Genomic DNA, 17273 nt, shown 5'->3' on the forward strand with positions numbered 1-17273 from the left:
ATTCCTCATCATATTTACACTACACTGCCAATTTGCACAATAAAAGGCTGCTAAGCAGCCTTTCTTGTAATACAACTAACATATTCTCCATCATAAAATAATTGAGTAATAACCTTGTTGAAATGGTATTAAATTTGAGAATTATTTAATCCTAAATTCTGTTAAAAGTAATTTTTCCGTTTGAAGTATTGATATACCTAAATGCCAACATCCCATTCCGGCCAAGCCATATTTTTTGGCTAAACGAAATTTTGAAAGTAAGCTTCTTGGATCTTCAAACCATACTTCGTGTTGAATGCCATTTTTATCGATATAACGAAAAGCAGGTGAAGATGCATTTTGATCAAAGTATACTTGGCTTTCATATTTTTTATACATTTCAATTGCATTTTGCGTAGAATAGGCACTCCCTTTTCGATTTTCACCAGTAATTGGCCAATCATATGCGTATTGAGGTATTCCTAATAGTAACTTGGATCTTGGTACTACTGAAACTGCATATTGTAAAGTTGTATTTATTTTATCTAATGGAGCAATTGGACCAGGAGGACCACTTGGCCAATGCCAGTTATAAGTCATTAAAAACATTTTATCTACATATTTACCAATTGTTTTGTAATCGTAACCATTATAGTAATCCGGAATTCGATCCCCTTCTTTTGGCGGCATTGCAATTAACACTTCCATTTTTGAACGATGTAACTTTGTAGACAATTCTTTTATAAATAGGTTTAAGTAATTTCGATCAGTTGGTTTTACCATCTCAAAATCTATACTTACGCCTTTATAATCATTACGATCTAATAATGCATATATATTATTTATAAATTTCTTACGTAAAGTTATATTACTTATTAATTTATGAATTAAATTTGGATCAAAGCCTTTATAACTAAGATTCGTTAATGTTGCATATGGAATAATTCCTTTTTTCCATGCAAGCTTATTCGATTCCTTCTCATTTACTTGAATTAAATTTGCATTAGTAGTTGGATGGTATTCAAAAACGAAAATTCCAGTAACCGCATTTTTAGAATGCTCGAGTATCCAATTATTGTAATGTTTATCCTTTGGAACGAAATATGTGCCTGTCCAAATAGTTTTTTTCGGAGACGAAGGGATTATTAATTTTTGCCCAGGTATTAGGGTGTCGTTCGTCATTTTATTTCTATCCTTTAATTTGCTTGTGCTTAATGAATGGCGATAAGCGATGTCCCATAAAGTTTCACCACTTTTTACATAATACGTTGTACCTGGTAATAACAGGGCCTGTCCAATTACAAGTTTATCGTCTCGTTTTAGACCATTGAGTTTAGAAATATCCTTAGAATTTCCCTTATATTGTTTTGAAATTTTATTTAAACTATCACCTTGTTTTACTTCATAAATTACTAATGCCTGAGCTGAAAATAAAGGAATAAAAAAAACAAAAAGCATTGTGAAAAATAAAATACATTTATGTTTCAATATGAAATACCTCCTAATTTTATGGAGATGTTCGTAATCCTGACTTTTATTTTCTTAGCTTTCACCAAAGATAAAAAATTCATTAAAAAAAGTGGCTTGCCAAATGAAGATGACGTTCTCTATTGGAGTGCTCGAAACTATAAAATCAGGTAAAATGTAAGTATAATATCATTAAATAAGCAGTGGGTCGATCATCATCGACTCCTGAATTTGTTCAACTATCGCATGCGTAAGTTGAATAAGAATTATTTAGTTATAAATTAAGTTTTATTATTGATGGTCCACTTGAAATAATATCTCTTGTTCCTAATTCTATTCATGGAAACTTTATCAGTGTCCAAACAATTGAAAAGATTAAGATACCATTAATCCAAAAACGACAAATTTAATTCTATAATTTTATTTAATTTTTCTCTATCCGATGTCGTCTTTGCCTTCACCTGAAGTCCTATTATTGAATTATATAAAATCATAGACATATCTTTCGCGTCTAGCAACTTGGAAAATTCTCCTGATTGTTGGCCATCCAGAATAAGTTCACATATTAATTGTTCTGCAAAATCCCAGCTCCGCTGAACCCACTGTCTGGATTCAGCATCATCTTTTGCCAACTCAACTGCTGTGTTGACTATTAAGCAGCCCAAGGGAAAGTCTTCTTCTTGTTCGATTGCCCAATTGAAAATGAATCGGATGGCTTCCTTTGCAGAATTGGTTTCAGTTATTCCTTTTTCAATTATTTGTTGGCCCATTTCGAAATAATGTTCCAATGAGTTTACGTACAATGTATGTTTATCACCAAAGGTATCATACATGCTCCCTTTATGAACGCCCATTTGTGAAACAAGTTCTTTCATAGACGTCTTCTCATAACCTTGCTCCCAGAATAACAACATTGCTTTATGTAAAGCGTCGTTTACATCGAATTCCTTTTTCCTTGCCATCTAAAAAATCCCTCCTTGAAAACAAATTTAACACTATATAAACAAACGAAAATCATTTTTGAACAAACGTTCTTAATATGAGAGGTTTTATTATATCTCAACCTCATATTTAAGTCCAATTATATGCAAGTTATCTATTATGAATTTTTTTTGCATAAAAAAGTCTCCTTGCTGTACTATCAAATAATCATTATCAAGGGTTGAACGGAATCAATGCGTACTGTTAAAATAGAATCATTTTATTGTCCAAAAAAAAGAGAATCTACCCTAAAAACGGATAGATTCTCTTCTATTATACCCAACAACAAAAAATGGTTTTGCAACTTATAGAATTGTCTCTTTGTATCTTACAAAAGATTATTTTCTCTTTCTTTGATTTCTTGAAGTAATTTTCTCAATTTTTCGTGTTTCTTTACGATTTTTAGGTCTATTTCATCTAAAGCATTTTGATCATTATTAATCATTTTTTTATTTTCTTCTATTAATTCATAAAATGTCTTCTTTTTAAGTCTTCCCATAATACCCTCGCTTCCTCTACTTTACTTTTAAATTGATTGTCTAATGGCTGTTTGAATCAATTTAAAATTGCAACATAAAAAACTAAATAAAATGCAGCCCCAATTATTATTGAGGCTGCATTATTCTCTTAACGTTCAAATCGAATAAAAGCTTTGGTTCACTTAGTGGATCAAATTTTACTTCGATTAGCGTAGCTTCTTAAACGCTGTGCGTAGTTCTGAAGTAATGTGTTCTGGTTGCTCCCAAGCAGCGAAGTGTCCACCCTTAGGTAGTTTGTTGTAATGAATTAGATTTGGGTATGCTTTTTCTGCCCAGCTCTTCGGTGCTTCGTATAGCTCATCTGGAAAAACGCTTACAGCAACTGGAATTTTTACACCTTTGACGCCGAAGAATGAGATTCCAGCAACTGTGTTCTCCCAGTAAATACGAGACGTCGAAACTCCAGTATTCGTAAACCAGAACAACGAGATATTATCTAGAATGTCATCGATTGTTATGCCTTCTTCAATTCCAGCAATAGATCTCGACTTCATAGCAAGACTCTTCCAATCATGGTCAAGTAGGAAGGCTGCTAATCCGACAGGCGAATCAACCAATCCTGTCATCGTCTGTGGACGCGTTCCCAATATAGCTGCGAATGCGAATTTATTTTCTCCAACTTGTGCAGCAGCTTTTTTCTCTTCGTCTGAAAGACCAGATGGTAATGGATTACCAGTCCAAATAGCCGCATCAACTTCTGGTGGAATTACGCCAGCCATGTTAGTGTGAATTCCGATTAGTCCTTCTGGCTCCTGAACTCCCATGAAGTCAACAACAATCGCACCCCAGTCACCGCCTTGTGCAGCATATTTCGTATATCCAAGTCTAGTCATTAGCTCACTATAAGCACTAGCGATGCGTTTAGGATTCCAGCCCGTAGTTGTCGGTTTGCCAGAGAAACCATAGCCTGGCATAGATGGAATAACCACATGGAAAGCATCTGAAGCACTTCCTCCATATGCAGTTGGATTAGTAAGTGGTTCAATTAACTTCATCTGTTCGATGATTGACCCAGGCCATCCGTGTGCAATGATAAGCGGCAAAGCATCTTCATGCTTCGAACGAACGTGAATAAAGTGAATATCCAAGTCATCGATTTCTGTAATGTAATTTGGATAGGAGTTTAATTTTGCCTCCATTTTGCGCCAGTCATATTCATTCGCCCAATAATGAGCTAGTTTTTGAATTGTCTCTAACTGTACACCTTGTGATTGATCCGTTACCGTTTCCTTCTCAGGCCATCTAGTTGCGTTAATTCGTCTACGTAATTCGATTAATTCCTCTTCAGCGATATTTACATGAAACGGGCGAATTGCTTTTTTGTCAGTCATAGTTGTCATTTTTAAATCTCCTTTAATCACATTTTTTTGTTTTTTACTTAAAGTTTCACGGTTTACCGTATTTTCAATCAGTAGATAATGATAAGTTTTTTGTTCATAGAAAGGTCGAATTCTCAGGGCGTAATTATGCTTGTATTTTCTGTTTTGCAGTAACCTTTAGTTCCAATCTATTTATTTCAAGATTTTGGCTAGATGCTTTCCTTAATTTCAAACAAATATTGATTGTATCCTTGTCAGAATAAGTATGTCCCCATGAAACGATTATTCTGATTTTTCTGATAACTAAACTTACAATACCAATATTTTATATACAAGGCTTGATTATCTAATAAGGTATATTCTATTTACTAAAATTGATCCACCTATTATAGGCTTGTCCTTAGCATTGGGTATTTTTCTACCCTGTTCGCGGAATAAATGAATGAATGTTTTACAAACAAACATTTAATACTGAGCTCCCTACTTCTTATCAACTATATGTTTGTCACCTCCTTGTGAAATAAATATAGCATATTCAAGAACGAGCGGTCAAGAATTATCTTGACCAATCGTTCTTGAATTTATCAAACTCTAAAATAGCTGTTGTTATGAAGCTAAGTTTGATCTAAAACACCTAATAGCCCTTATCTCAATGGAAAATAAAAAGAATCCATTTTGAGTACAAGATGTTCAAAATGGATTCTTCAATAGCAGTTTTTTTAGTTTCAGTTTTATAAAAAAATTTAATCATTTATTCTAAATCATGTACATACCCATAGTTATTTATGAGCTGAGCTGTATAGAGCCATGTGGAATTTATCGCCTATTAAATATTCCATTAAGGAAATCTAGAGCATCTTTTTATCACTAAATAATACTACAGGTATCTCCGGTTTGCTCTCGCTCTCCCTTTAATTCCTCACGAATGACACACCAAAGCGGTTCCAAAATTGGATCTTGAAATTCGCTTTGTATCTCCTCAAGCGTTCCAATTCCTCTTGATAGCCCATTTAACCTAGCTGCTAAGGTTGATTGAACAAGTGATTCTTCCCCAAAATGAAGCTGGCACCACTTTTTATAAACTGGTTTCCACCGTTGAAGATAATATTTTTGATGCCTAGTTACTTCTTCGTAAAATTGCTCAAGTGGCTCTACAGCAGTATAGATAACTCCATACTTTTGTAGCATTTCCTCTACTTTTTGATACATTTTCTCTTTCTGTTCTTCGTTTTGATAAAATAAAACAGATCGATACTTATTAGAATACGGTGCTCTTGTCGAGTTATGCTGTTCAAAAAATTGAGTTAGTAATTGATCTAGACTTAGTAGCTCTGGATCATATTGGATTTGCAAAACCTCAGTAAAATCTAATGTGTTTTTCGACGTAGGTTGACCTTCTTTTCCACCTGCATACCCAACTCTGGTTTTGACAACACCAGGTAGATAACCAAAGCGTGCTTCCGGTCCCCAAAAACAGCCCATTCCAAATGTAATAGTATCCAATAAAATCACTCCTATAAAAATTCAAATTAAAGTAAATAAAAAATGCCTGATTTGTTTGTAGATAAGTGTATAGTCAAGTTTTTGCTAGTTTAAAAAAAGTCCTTGGTGAAATCACCAAGAACTTTACTATATTTATTTAAAAAGATAAGGTACTCGTTACAGCCACCTTCTTTTAGCTTCTCTTTTGGTTTTCTCGAATAAATTGTGCTCTTCCGGAACCTTCCTTGTAAAGTTTATAGTGGAAGGAATTTTTTTTATAATATTGTTGATGATTTTCTTCAGCTGGATAAAACATAGACGCTTCTTTGATTTCGGTTACAATTGGCTTATTATATTTATTACTATCTTCTAATATTAGCTTAGATTCTTCTGCCATACGTTTTTGCTCCTTATTATGATAGAAGATAGCTGTTCTATAAGACTCGCCTCGATCATTAAACTGACCAAAAGCATCAGTTGGATCAATTTGTATCCAGAAAAGCTCTAATAACTTTTCATACTCAAAAATGTTCGGATCGTATGTGATTTGGACTGCTTCATAGTGGCCAGTTGTATTAGAGCATACTTCATTATAAGTCGGATTATCCTTATGTCCTCCTGTATAGCCAGAAACTACCTTAATAATGCCAGGTAACTCATCAAATGGTTGAACCATACACCAAAAACATCCACCAGCAAAAGTAGCTACTTCATAATTTGTTACCATAAATATATACCTCCCTATCAGTTAATAACAGAATGAATCACCAAGGAATATTCTTAAAGGAATTGCACCTTTGTCATTTCCTCCTAAGTCTTTCTACTTATATACAATAACGTCCTCACACCTTTGGTGCGCCTCCACCAAAAGGGTTCGAGCCCAATGTTCTAATTAAGTTTGCACTTCATTTATTTTTAAATTTTTTTTTCACCAAATTGCGCAGCATAAGCGCCATATCCTCTATTTTCAAGATCTGCTTTCGGAATAAATTCCATTGCTGCAGAGTTCATACAGTATCGCAGTCCTCCTGTTGGTTCTGGCCCATCTGCGAACACGTCACCTAAGAAGGAATCAGCTTTCTGGCTTCTTACCTCGGCCCCCAACAAAAATCCTTTACGTTTAAGAACAATATTTTTTTGATCAATAGGTTTTGTAAAACTTGGCCAACCTGTACCCGCATCATACTTGTCCTTCGAGCTAAACAATGGCTCACCTGAAACAATATCAACGTAGATACCTTCTTTTGTGTTATCCCAGTATTCATTATGAAACGGTGCCTCGTCCATGCCATTCTGAGTTACGTTATATTGGATATTCGTCAGCTTCTTCAGCTTTTCTTCCCTGTTAAAATCTTTATTGAAGTCTTGCTTTGAACTATGTTTCATATTGATAACACTCCCCCAAATATTTTTTCAAAAAATAACCGTAACCCAATCGGTTTATCTAAGAAATCTGAACGGTTATCCTTTCGAAACAAATTTACCACATTCAAGAACGTTCGGTCAAGAATTATTTAATACCGATCATTCTTAAATGTGTAAATGTGTGTACCCATAAATTCATCTTATTGCAGTTGTCGAATTATGAATCCCTGATAAACAAAGTCTGCTGAGGTAAACGACCCATTAAGCAACAAAAGAGCATATACAGCTTGTTCCACGCCAGCAGTCATTTTCATGCTTCATCATTCTTTTTTATGATTGTTTTTTCTGTTCTTTTTTCAATTTTTCAGGTGTAACATCATTACCTAAAGGGTCTAATATTGTTAACCCTGTAACTGTGCTGATTACTTGTCCACGAATAATTTGAAGATAGTCTTTCCGTAATGATTGCCGCTCCTTTAATTCTATTTGTGTTAAACCATCTTCTTTTTGTTTTTTAGCTAATATGTTAATACGATTTAAAATTTCAATCATTTCTTTCTCCGCCTTTCTTTTTATAAAAGTTCTTGTGCAAGTAATCGATAAGACTGTAGTCTTGCTTCATGACTATGACTGATTGTCCCAATCACTGCTTCATTAATACCAAAATTTTCATCATGTGCACGTAAAGTATTTGCAACATTTTTTGCACTCCCCACTAAGAATCGTTTACGGTTATTCTGTATATGCATCTTATCCATTTCGGTATAAGAATAATTTAAAGCTTCCTCAGGAGATACTACTTGAAAAGGCATCCTTTTATCTAAGAATAATAAGTTTAAATCTAAACTAGCTGCATGATATTCAGCTTCTTCATCTGTTTCTGCCGCCATTACGAAATAACCAACATTAATTTGAGGGTTTTGCATAAACTCTGATGGAATAAAATTAGAACGATAAGACTCCAATGTTTCGGCAGATAATTGTCCACTAATGAATTGAGCAAACGAATATCCAATACCGAATCGTCCTGCTTGTACAGCGCTGTCGCCACTTGATCCTAATAACCAAACTTCAGGTAATGGAGCACCCAATGGAGCTGCCAGAGTACGATTATATAGATGGTCAATAGGCATCGTTTCTGACATAAACATCATCGTTTCTACTAATTTATCGTACTGGTTGAACAGGTTCGGTTGTTTTCCTTCATGTAATGCAAGAGTAGAAAATTGGTCACCACCGGGTGCACGGCCAACACCGAAATCAATTCTATTAGGGTATATTGTCGTTAATGATTTAAATATTTCTGCCATTTTTAATGGTGAGTAATGCATCAGCATGATTCCACCAGAACCAACACGAATTTGCTTTGTTACTGATGCAATATGGGCAATCAATATTTCAGGTGAAGCACTAGCTAAGTTTGCAGATCCATGATGTTCGGAATACCATACCCTTTGATATCCTAAACCATCTACTAATTGAGCTAATTCAATTGTATTTTGTATAGTTTCATGAGCAGACTGCCCATTTGAAACTGGAGTTTGATCCAATACGCTTAATCTCATAAAAAAACCTTCTTTCGTAACTAATTTAGATACTTAATATCGATAATTAGTAATTATTTTCATTTCATATTGATTTAATAAAAGTTTTTATAGAGCCTGTGATTAAAAACATATTTTTGATTGCGCATTTAGTGTCAGGGGAATCTCTTTATCGGTGGTGTCCCCCTGCTATAGTAAATATATTGTAAAATAGTGATGTTTAAAGTTTTCCATTCCAGTAAGTTACTTCATTAACATCTAATCTTTCCGTTGGGGATCCTACTACTCTTGATTTACCAACAGCATTCATTAAGTTAATAACTAAATTTTCTTTCCAACCGCTCTGAAATCATTAATTAATCCACTGAACAATATCCTTCATGTCTCTTCTTCCTCTAGGGAATAATGTAGAATCATTTGCTCGGTATCCAAATGCGACCATAGCCGAAACAGCTAGGTAACCATCCTCTAGTAAGTTTTCTTCGGCAAGGAGTTTTTCTACCTTATCGATATAAAACCCTTCTATAGGACAAGAGTCAATTCCAAGTAACGCTGCTACAGTCATCATATTGGCAAATGGAAGAAAAGTTTGTCTTTTATTCCAATCCAACGCTTTTTGCTCATTTTCTAACACATTTAGTTGGTTTACTTGGAAATTTCTTATACTCTCTATTACTTGATCCGACATTTCTGCTGGGAAACCCGTAACATTAAGCACTTGATTTTTTACATATTCTGAGTCGTACCTAGTATCCTTACTTGTTCTTGAAAGAATGATAACGAAATGGCTCGCAGTTGGCAGATGACCTTGTGCGCCTGGAGAAATTTCTTTTAGCTTTTCTCTGAATTCCTGATTTTGGACAATGAGGAATTTCCAAGGTTCAAGACCACATGAGCTTGGTGAAAGACGGGCTGCTTCTAATATGACATTAAAGTCTTCCTCTGAGATTTTTTTTGTTGGATCAAAAGTTTTTATTGCACGTCTAAAATTAAACGCATCAAGAATTTCTTGTCTTTTTACTACTTTTTGTGTCATGTTGAAACACTTCCTTTTCTTAAAATATTTATAATGGATTCTTCCATCGCTATTCCCAACAAGTTTATGATCAGAATTCTCTTCGCAAGATAGAACTTAAACAACACGTGTTGTATAATTGATTCTAAAATAGAATTCATCTAGTCTCAATCATCAATGTTGGTGTTTTATTGCTTAAGCAACAAATAAAGAAAAACGTTGTGGATGTATAGAAAGAGAGGTATTAATATGAAAGATAAAAAAGTAGATCCTCGTAGTATTAGAACAAGAAGACTATTAATAGAGGCCTTTTTAAGATTAACTACAAAAAAAGATTTCAAGGAAATTACGATAAAGGACATTACAGATGAAGCAACCGTTAATCGTGCTACTTTTTATTCTCATTTTCTAGATAAATACGACTTAATGGATGCTGGCATTATTGAAGATATAATAGAGAACGTTGTGAAAAATTTGAGCCAATACGATCAGTTAAATGAAGAGTCTATTATAAATATCTTTGTTACATTGACTAAGTTTCACACAGACCTAGCTACACAATTTGACACACAATGTAGAAGAAGTTATGCATCTTTTAGTTCAATCATTGAACAAAAATTAAAGAAAGAATTGGAAAAAGTATTTTATTCTCTCTTTTTAAAACAACAGTCTAAGCTAGATTTGAAAGACTTAAAAATTGGTGCCGCTGTGATAGGTTGGGGAATATACGGAGCCTCAGTGGATTGGAAAGATAATAGTTCCTTATCAGCTGAACAATATATTAATATAGCCTTACCTTTTATAGTAACGGAAGTAAATCATTTTAAAAGATGATTATTGACGATGTATTTTTTTACAATAACCATTTATCATAGTAAACGTTACAAACGATTGGACGCTTTTCTTTAATAAGAAGGCATACTTGAATATACTGGTAAAATGTATTTATGTGCAGAAATGTATTCGATATCTTATTGTCAAAATCACCTACCACAATTATTAATGCACATAAGAAAAAGGTACAATCCACTACTATTTTAGTAGAGATTGTACCTTTTCCAATTTATCTAACACTTTCGATAACCTTACAAAGAGTGGTTTTTCTCACCTTCGTTGTTACTGGGATAACATTTTTTTGTAAGCTGTGATGATTCCAAAATGTAATCCTTCATGATACAAATTATAACTGAGTAATTCCATTGGACTATGCAAATCTAGTCCCGTTGACGTTGTAAGAGCAGGTGTGCTTTCGTTCATACGTCCAGTCAGTAACTTGCGAAGTCGCTCATACTGTTTCTTTAAAAGGTTATCTAGCTCTGGTAATGTAGGCATTGGGACCATTTTGTCAAGATCGTCCAATGGCGATGTACCGGTTATAAAACGCTTCATAAACCCTTCCGTTAGTTTCATAGGAAGCTTTAATTAGAAAAACGCCAATAATTCAGTAGCAGTAAAGATGTGTCTTAGTTGCCAACGGATATTATTGCGGAAATTTGCAGGAATTCGATCTGCTAACTCCTCCGTTACACCCTCCATAGCTTTTAGTGTTTAAGTTCTGATGATTGCTAATTGGTAAAACAGATTTAGATCGTCCTTTTCATCAAACTCTTCCATAATTTTAGACATTTCTCCCAATGATCTTCCTGGCTAGCTTGTTGATACAAGTATTGCTCATAATACATAGTTAATTCGGTCATTTCGCTTGTAGTAAAAAGAGAATCTATATATTTTGCATAATTTCTTAGTGTTTCGTTTTCGTTTCGCTTTAATCCATAACGAGCTAATTGACGTAATAATGTTAGGTAAGCTGATTCTAGTCTATTTTCCTTCTTACTAAAACGGTAAATTAACATGAAATAGTACGGTAGCCATTTTCTACGATTTAGATATATGATACCTACAATGGTAATGATTAATCCTAAATAAAGAATCATCTTTTTCCAATCACTTTTAATTGAGAGTTTAATCTTATTCCAGAGACTAGAAAAGACATTTGTTTTTTCAATTTTCTTTGATTCTTCACCAGCTACTTCTAGGTCAGGCTTCGGTTTATTTTTAATTGCATTTGTAGGTAATTCTTGCTGTTCGGTAGTTGATGAGTTATCGCTGCTGGTATTGATAATGGGTTCATTCGAAAAGCCTTTAGTTGGTTCAAATGCCACCCATCCTTGATTTGGTAAAAATACCTCAACCCATGAGTGAGCATTGTTCACAGTCACTTCGTAAATTTGTTTTGATGAGTCTTCTTTACTGTTGTTAGCAAAATTCCCGCCAGTGAATCCTTTAACCCAACGTGTCGGTATCCCTAGTGTTCTAAGCATAACTGCCATCGATGATGAAAAATTATTACAATAACCAGTTTTTGTGTCAAATAAAAATTGGTCGACATAATCAACATTCGGACCTGGAAAAGCTACATTCTTTTGAGTATATTTGTAGTCTTCTTTATCAAAGTAATTCTCTATTGCTTTCGCTTTGTCATACCAATTTGTTTTTCCTTTTGTTATTTGCTGCGCCAACTCACCTATTCTCTTAGGTAAATTTGCTGGTAATTGAGTATAATTTTGGTAAAAGACAGCATTAATCAAATCTGAATCAAGTTTTACTGTTTTAATTAAATCTTCTAATTTATATCTAGGTATTTCATATTCTACTTCAAGCTTGGCTGGAATTTCTGGAATGCTATCTTTTTTGAAATAGCTTATTCTGTCAATAGTTGTATCAACTTTGAAAACATTTATACCGGATTCATATGGTAGGATGTTTACTACTTTATTAATTCCTTCTGGATACATAATATAGTTATATTGGTAGTTATCATCGATTGTGATTTTTGCTGTTTCAATTTTTGTTTCAATCGCATCAGAATAACTATTTAACATGACAAAATCTTCTTTTTGCATAGGACGCTGCGTCGATGCAGAATCAACCCAACCTCGACCTGTATATGTATCTTTAGTTTCCATTTTCCAGTATGTTCTTTGATTAGATTCATATTGAAAAACTGGGTCATCATTACTTTTTACTGGCCCACCTAGTATTGAATCATCGGTGTCGTACCCAACCGACTTTGTTCCTCCTCCAGAACCACCCTTGGCATCCTGTTTTGATCCTGGGAAAGACCAATTTGAGAAAGTTTTGATTGGAGAATGCTTAGGCGCCAAAGAGCCAATAAGGACAAAAAGAATAATTATACTAACGAGTGGAATCATCCATTTTTTTACATATTCTGAATAATAATGAACTCGTCCCTTATCCAATAGATTGTCAAAAGTTAAAAGTCCCATAATTGTAAAAGCAAGTAAAACAGTTCGAACAATAGCAAATTTGGCTTCGTAGGCAGTAAACGAATCTAATATAGAAATATATATAACAGTCAAAAGTAATAAGTAAAATAACCAATTGCGATTTAAAAAGAAATTGATGGAATAGGCGATTATAGAAAGAAAAAGTAAGAATAAAAATGTCTTAAATTCATAAGTCAATTCATTTAATTGGCCAGTTACAAGCCAAATCATGTTTTCAACTATATGCGAAATGAAAATGAATATCCATTTAAATTGAAAGAAACCTAAATCGTAATGGAATCGATTAACAAAGACTAAAACTAAAAATAAGTTTATAAGCCATTGTAGGATTTTTTTTACTTTAAAAAAAGATAATGTAAAAACGATTAACATGTAAAACATGAAAATTTTCATATGATAAGTAGTGGTTAATTGTTCAATAGGCCTTACCCATTCCAATAACAGCAAACAGCCATATGTATACAACAAAAATAAGGTGAAATTACTTTTTATCATCGTAAATCTCCCCCTGTAAAGGCTGCATTAAAATTACCTTCACGTACAATGATTGTTCTCACCCCGCGTGCATTGGCGATTGAAATGAGTGATTTTTCACTTTCTGATACGACCATAGACTCTGCCTTAATGACAAACATTGTAAATGAGCCTTCTCTATTTTTAATAAAACTAGCTTTTTCGACCAAATTTTTTGATATATTGGTGGTTATTAAGATATAAGATACATTTTGTTGAATGAAACGAAGGTCTTTTTCTAAAACCATCTCAATTGGTGAAGTATTATTTGCCTCTATTTTTGCAAGATGGTATAAAAGCTTTTGGAAATGGCCTTCACCCCCTCTAATTGGAAAGGAATCTCGTTTTTTGTTATTTGTTAAAAGTCCAACTTGAATACCTTTTTTCAGTACAGTATGCAGGAAAGATGCAGTAAACGAGACAATTGATTCAAAAAGTTCATTTTGAGTACAATCCATTATGACAAACAGGTCGTTTGATTGTAATTCTTCAAATTCTTTTGTCATCATCTCATTTCGTTTTGCTGAAGCTTTCCAATTAATCCAGGAAAACCGGTCTCCAGAGCGATATTCTCTTATTCCAACAGCCATTGATATATCCCGCTGGTAGTGATGACTTGAAATTGTCGATCCTTGATTATTCTGATGCTCAAGTGCACGATAATAAAGCTCCGAATACTGAGGAAATACTACGAACCTATTAACAATATTGAATTTTATTTTCGATTCAAAAATACCAAGAGGGTCACCAATCTTTATTGTTAAGGAATGAATAAAGTATTCTCCTCGTGGTAATTTTGGAATTATATAATCAAAGGAACATTCCTTTTTAAAGCCAGTTAATATTAACTCCTTTGTAAATCCTTGCTGATCAGTAGTATGTAAATTATTTGAGAAATTTTCTTCTATTAAAAAATAAAATACTGGTAAAAAAAATGATTTTTTTACGGTTACAATAACTTTTATCGGATCACCGACCTTGAAAACGTTTTTAGGGAGCTCTCTAGTCACTTTCAGATTTTCCAAAGGATAAAATGATAACGCTACACAGTATAAGATAAACGGTAGACAACTATAGAATAAAAACCAACTTACAAATCCTCCTTGAAACAAGGCATACAAAAATAGTAATGGTATTAGAAATATCAATAGATATTTCCTAGCTTTATTGAGGACACGTAATTGCATTTTCATTATAATTTCACTTTCCTTTGAACAGGTACAGAAATATTTTTAACAATATTTTTAATAATTCTTTCAGCAGTAATTCCTTCAAATTTTGATTCTGAATTTAAAATAATTCTGTGGGACAATACAAATGGTGCAAGATATTGAATATCATCAGGTAAAACGTAATCACGTCCGTACATGAATGCATATGCTTGTCCCGCTTTCATTAGCGCGAGTGAACCTCTTGGGCTTGCACCCAAATACACATTTCCATCCTGTCTCGTACTATTAACAATACTCACAATATAATGCTTAATGGATTCATCGATAAAAACATTCTTCATTTCCCTTTGAAGTGATAATAAATCGTCAATATCAATGACAGGTTTTAACTGATCAATTGGAGGGATATTTTGGTACCTATTTAATATTTCTAATTCTTCATCTATAGTCGGATATCCCATTGTAATCTTTAACAAAAATCGATCTAGCTGTGCTTCAGGAAGAGGATATGTACCTTCATATTCAATTGGATTTTGTGTCGCCATAACAAAAAAGGGCTTCGGTAGTTCATAGGTTATCCCATCAATTGTTATACTTGCTTCCTCCAATCCTTCTAATAGTGCAGACTGAGTTTTTGGAGATGTTCGGTTAATTTCATCAGCCAGGATAATATTCCCCATTAATGGTCCTGGATGGAACTGAAACTCCATCTCTTTTGGATTATAAATAGAAACCCCCGTTACATCTGAAGGCAACAAGTCTGGGGTAAATTGAATTCTACGGAAATTTGCATTAACGGATTTGGCAAGTGATTTTACCATCATTGTTTTCCCAACACCCGGAACATCTTCCAGTAAAACATGCCCCCCTGTAAGAAGGGCTACCAAACTTAGTTCGACTACATTTCTTTTACCAATCATAACTTTTTCCATATTTGTAATGATATTTTCGATTTCAGGATGCATTTTTTCGTTGACCACTTTTTTACTCCTCCTTAAAGTTTAGTAGATTGTTAGAATAGTAAATTTTGATTTCGTCGTTCGATTCCGACTAGGGATATGTTCAAGGAGTATTTAAATATAATAAATAGTTACTTTAAATTCTTCTTCGTTGACAGACTCATTTAATAAAAATTGTAATGAATACAAATTGAATTGTAAGTGGTTAGAAGCAAAATAATCACTAAACTTCAGTTTTACAATACAAGGTAATTTAAAAGTACACTTTTCATCCTCCATATAATGAACATGCTGACTATTGGAATCATTATCAATAGTATAGTATAATTTTAAAAAAATTTCGATAATTAAAAATACTTTTTTGGTAAATAATTCCATTTTATTGATATTTTTTAGAGGTTATTAATTGATAGGTAACCTGGCACTAAAAATATTCATTGACAAATAGTTTGGTTCACCGTACATCAGTTTTTTCCTTTCAAAATCATTTGTTAACCCACTTACATGTATTAATATTTAAAATAATATTCAACGAATAACCAAACATTTGAATAAAAAAGCGGAGATCAAAAACTTGATCACCGCTTCATAACCATTAATTTAGGTTTTATTTAATATTCGCCTTTAATGACAAAATATGAGCCACGAATTGTTCCAGCTAGTTTAGATTTCTGTCTAGCAAACTTAAACTTTTCTTCTAGCTCCTTTGGTACTTCCATCCCCTCAGAAAGCTTAAAGCCAACAGCACGCTTCTTTGGGTCATCAACCGTATACATGACATTAATCGCAAGACCGTCTTCATAAAAGACATAAGCAAATTTAATATTTTCTACTTGAAAACGTGACGTTTCTAAAGGTTTAGCTGCAAACTCGATATCGCGCTCTTTTAATATTTGGTTTACATAATCAAGTGTATCTTGACTTTCGCTAGCTGGTACAACCGTAAATTCATGTTTGTATTTGGTCATAAAGTATCGTGCTTCGTGAGCACGTAAGCCAGCAAGTGCTTCTACAACAGGTGATGACTCTAAACCAATTGTGGACACATTTTTAAAATCAACGATATATGACATTTACATCTCTCCATTCAATTTTTTAAAACTTCATAAATTGATAACTAATCTAACAAAATAAGATTCAAGTGACAATCCCAAAAACAGATGTATGTTAGAAACCATTTTTTCTTGTTCATGATATTTGTCTCTCGCTAAGAATATGTCTTCTATATCATTCTAGGCTTATATTGAAGAACCCTTCTAATTGAACCGTTTTTACAGTTGATTCAATAAAAAAGTTCAAGATTTCTTACTCCAAAGAAGAACGTTCCATAATTGTCTGTATTCTAGGCTCTTGTAAAACTCTTTTGTACAAAATTGTTTATGCATTATTTAATTCATAAACTTCATATCCTATTGTTAAAAAACATTATGTTTTCCTTGATGTTATTGCCATTCGAAACAATCCAACGCACGTATAGATCGTATAAAATATCAAATAATAAGGTTTGTCAAATTATGCCTACCATTTTTGTATTTGGAAATTTAGAATTGATCAGTTTGTATATTAAAACCCTTTGTCAAAACGACGATTAGATTATAAGCTAATGACTCATTTAAAGTGAGGGTGTTAA

General features: G+C 33.3%; 16 protein-coding genes and 1 pseudogene. 1 reads left to right on the top strand and 16 read right to left on the bottom strand.

What is annotated here, in order from left to right; translation table 11 throughout:
* Positions 1-141: 141 nt before the first annotated feature.
* The 10 genes and pseudogenes from CAB05_RS00400 to CAB05_RS00440 form a co-directional block, all read right to left on the bottom strand.
* A complete protein-coding gene (locus tag CAB05_RS00400; protein ID WP_235821329.1) occupies positions 142-1467 on the bottom strand; it encodes a glycoside hydrolase family 18 protein in 1326 nt (441 codons plus the stop codon).
* 365 nt (positions 1468-1832) lie between these two features.
* The gene (locus CAB05_RS00405) at positions 1833-2408 is read right to left on the bottom strand and encodes a TetR/AcrR family transcriptional regulator (protein WP_087997785.1); all 576 of its coding nucleotides are present in this window, start codon (positions 2406-2408) and stop codon (positions 1833-1835) included.
* Between the two features lie 347 nt (positions 2409-2755).
* On the bottom strand, positions 2756-2926 hold the full coding sequence (locus tag CAB05_RS21820; RefSeq protein WP_142283029.1) for an FbpB family small basic protein: 171 nt from the start codon (positions 2924-2926) through the stop codon (positions 2756-2758).
* A 186-nt stretch (positions 2927-3112) separates the two neighbouring features.
* Positions 3113-4306 carry an epoxide hydrolase family protein gene (locus CAB05_RS00410; RefSeq protein WP_087997786.1) on the bottom strand — a complete coding sequence of 398 codons (1194 nt, stop codon included), beginning with the start codon at positions 4304-4306 and terminating at the stop codon, positions 3113-3115.
* An 846-nt stretch (positions 4307-5152) separates the two neighbouring features.
* Positions 5153-5788 carry a peptide-methionine (S)-S-oxide reductase MsrA gene (locus CAB05_RS00415; protein ID WP_087997787.1) on the bottom strand — a complete coding sequence of 212 codons (636 nt, stop codon included), beginning with the start codon at positions 5786-5788 and terminating at the stop codon, positions 5153-5155.
* Positions 5789-5969: 181 nt separating this feature from the next.
* Positions 5970-6494 (bottom strand): annotated as a pseudogene (gene msrA / locus CAB05_RS00420) (peptide-methionine (S)-S-oxide reductase MsrA); the annotation flags it as partial.
* A 188-nt stretch (positions 6495-6682) separates the two neighbouring features.
* On the bottom strand, positions 6683-7153 hold the full coding sequence (msrB, locus tag CAB05_RS00425) for a peptide-methionine (R)-S-oxide reductase MsrB (protein ID WP_087997789.1): 471 nt from the start codon (positions 7151-7153) through the stop codon (positions 6683-6685).
* A gap of 309 nt (positions 7154-7462) precedes the next feature.
* Positions 7463-7684 (bottom strand): DUF896 domain-containing protein, encoded by a 222-nt coding sequence (locus CAB05_RS00430; RefSeq protein WP_087997790.1) that lies wholly within the window; start codon positions 7682-7684, stop codon positions 7463-7465.
* 20 nt (positions 7685-7704) lie between these two features.
* On the bottom strand, positions 7705-8697 hold the full coding sequence (locus CAB05_RS00435; protein ID WP_087997791.1) for an LLM class flavin-dependent oxidoreductase: 993 nt from the start codon (positions 8695-8697) through the stop codon (positions 7705-7707).
* A 331-nt stretch (positions 8698-9028) separates the two neighbouring features.
* Positions 9029-9712, bottom strand: a complete 684-nt coding sequence (locus tag CAB05_RS00440) for an NAD(P)H-dependent oxidoreductase (RefSeq protein ID WP_087997792.1) — start codon at positions 9710-9712, stop codon at positions 9029-9031.
* A gap of 228 nt (positions 9713-9940) precedes the next feature.
* Here CAB05_RS00440 and CAB05_RS00445 point away from each other — a divergent pair, with 228 nt between their 5' ends.
* Positions 9941-10525: a TetR/AcrR family transcriptional regulator gene (locus CAB05_RS00445; RefSeq protein ID WP_087997793.1), complete on the top strand. Its 585-nt coding sequence runs from the start codon at positions 9941-9943 to the stop codon at positions 10523-10525.
* Positions 10526-10807: 282 nt separating this feature from the next.
* Here the strand turns inward: CAB05_RS00445 and CAB05_RS00450 are convergent, their stop codons facing one another.
* From CAB05_RS00450 to CAB05_RS00475, 6 genes are all read right to left on the bottom strand, one after another.
* A complete protein-coding gene (locus tag CAB05_RS00450; RefSeq protein ID WP_087997794.1) occupies positions 10808-11080 on the bottom strand; it encodes a DinB family protein in 273 nt (90 codons plus the stop codon).
* A 33-nt stretch (positions 11081-11113) separates the two neighbouring features.
* Entirely contained in the window at positions 11114-11227 is a 114-nt protein-coding gene (locus tag CAB05_RS00455; protein WP_087997795.1) for a DinB family protein, read from the bottom strand.
* 47 nt (positions 11228-11274) lie between these two features.
* On the bottom strand, positions 11275-13494 hold the full coding sequence (locus CAB05_RS00460; protein WP_087997796.1) for a DUF4129 domain-containing transglutaminase family protein: 2220 nt from the start codon (positions 13492-13494) through the stop codon (positions 11275-11277).
* A complete protein-coding gene (locus CAB05_RS00465; RefSeq protein ID WP_235821330.1) occupies positions 13491-14537 on the bottom strand; it encodes a DUF58 domain-containing protein in 1047 nt (348 codons plus the stop codon). Before CAB05_RS00465 ends, CAB05_RS00460 begins: the two co-directional genes overlap by 4 nt.
* Positions 14538-14704: 167 nt before the next feature.
* Positions 14705-15649 carry an AAA family ATPase gene (locus CAB05_RS00470; protein WP_087998586.1) on the bottom strand — a complete coding sequence of 315 codons (945 nt, stop codon included), beginning with the start codon at positions 15647-15649 and terminating at the stop codon, positions 14705-14707.
* Between the two features lie 605 nt (positions 15650-16254).
* On the bottom strand, positions 16255-16716 hold the full coding sequence (locus CAB05_RS00475; protein ID WP_087997800.1) for a DUF8821 family protein: 462 nt from the start codon (positions 16714-16716) through the stop codon (positions 16255-16257).
* Positions 16717-17273 lie beyond the last annotated feature (557 nt).

It is taken from the genome of Gottfriedia solisilvae, assembly GCF_002128405.1.
Classification (GTDB): domain Bacteria; phylum Bacillota; class Bacilli; order Bacillales; family Bacillaceae_G; genus Gottfriedia; species Gottfriedia solisilvae.

Bases quoted from the DNA above. Each gene is read 5' to 3' on its own strand.
- CAB05_RS00405 (WP_087997785.1), bottom strand. From the start codon at position 2,408: ATGGCAAGGAAAAAGGAATTCGATGTAAACGACGCTTTACATAAAGCA.
- CAB05_RS21820 (WP_142283029.1), bottom strand. From the start codon at position 2,926: ATGGGAAGACTTAAAAAGAAGACATTTTATGAATTAATAGAAGAAAAT.
- CAB05_RS00410 (WP_087997786.1), bottom strand. From the start codon at position 4,306: ATGACAACTATGACTGACAAAAAAGCAATTCGCCCGTTTCATGTAAAT.
- msrB (WP_087997789.1), bottom strand. From the start codon at position 7,153: ATGAAACATAGTTCAAAGCAAGACTTCAATAAAGATTTTAACAGGGAA.
- CAB05_RS00430 (WP_087997790.1), bottom strand. From the start codon at position 7,684: ATGATTGAAATTTTAAATCGTATTAACATATTAGCTAAAAAACAAAAA.
- CAB05_RS00435 (WP_087997791.1), bottom strand. From the start codon at position 8,697: ATGAGATTAAGCGTATTGGATCAAACTCCAGTTTCAAATGGGCAGTCT.
- CAB05_RS00440 (WP_087997792.1), bottom strand. From the start codon at position 9,712: ATGACACAAAAAGTAGTAAAAAGACAAGAAATTCTTGATGCGTTTAAT.
- CAB05_RS00445 (WP_087997793.1), top strand. From the start codon at position 9,941: ATGAAAGATAAAAAAGTAGATCCTCGTAGTATTAGAACAAGAAGACTA.
- CAB05_RS00450 (WP_087997794.1), bottom strand. From the start codon at position 11,080: ATGAAGCGTTTTATAACCGGTACATCGCCATTGGACGATCTTGACAAA.
- CAB05_RS00455 (WP_087997795.1), bottom strand. From the start codon at position 11,227: ATGGAGGGTGTAACGGAGGAGTTAGCAGATCGAATTCCTGCAAATTTC.
- CAB05_RS00460 (WP_087997796.1), bottom strand. From the start codon at position 13,494: ATGATAAAAAGTAATTTCACCTTATTTTTGTTGTATACATATGGCTGT.
- CAB05_RS00470 (WP_087998586.1), bottom strand. From the start codon at position 15,649: ATGCATCCTGAAATCGAAAATATCATTACAAATATGGAAAAAGTTATG.
- CAB05_RS00475 (WP_087997800.1), bottom strand. From the start codon at position 16,716: ATGTCATATATCGTTGATTTTAAAAATGTGTCCACAATTGGTTTAGAG.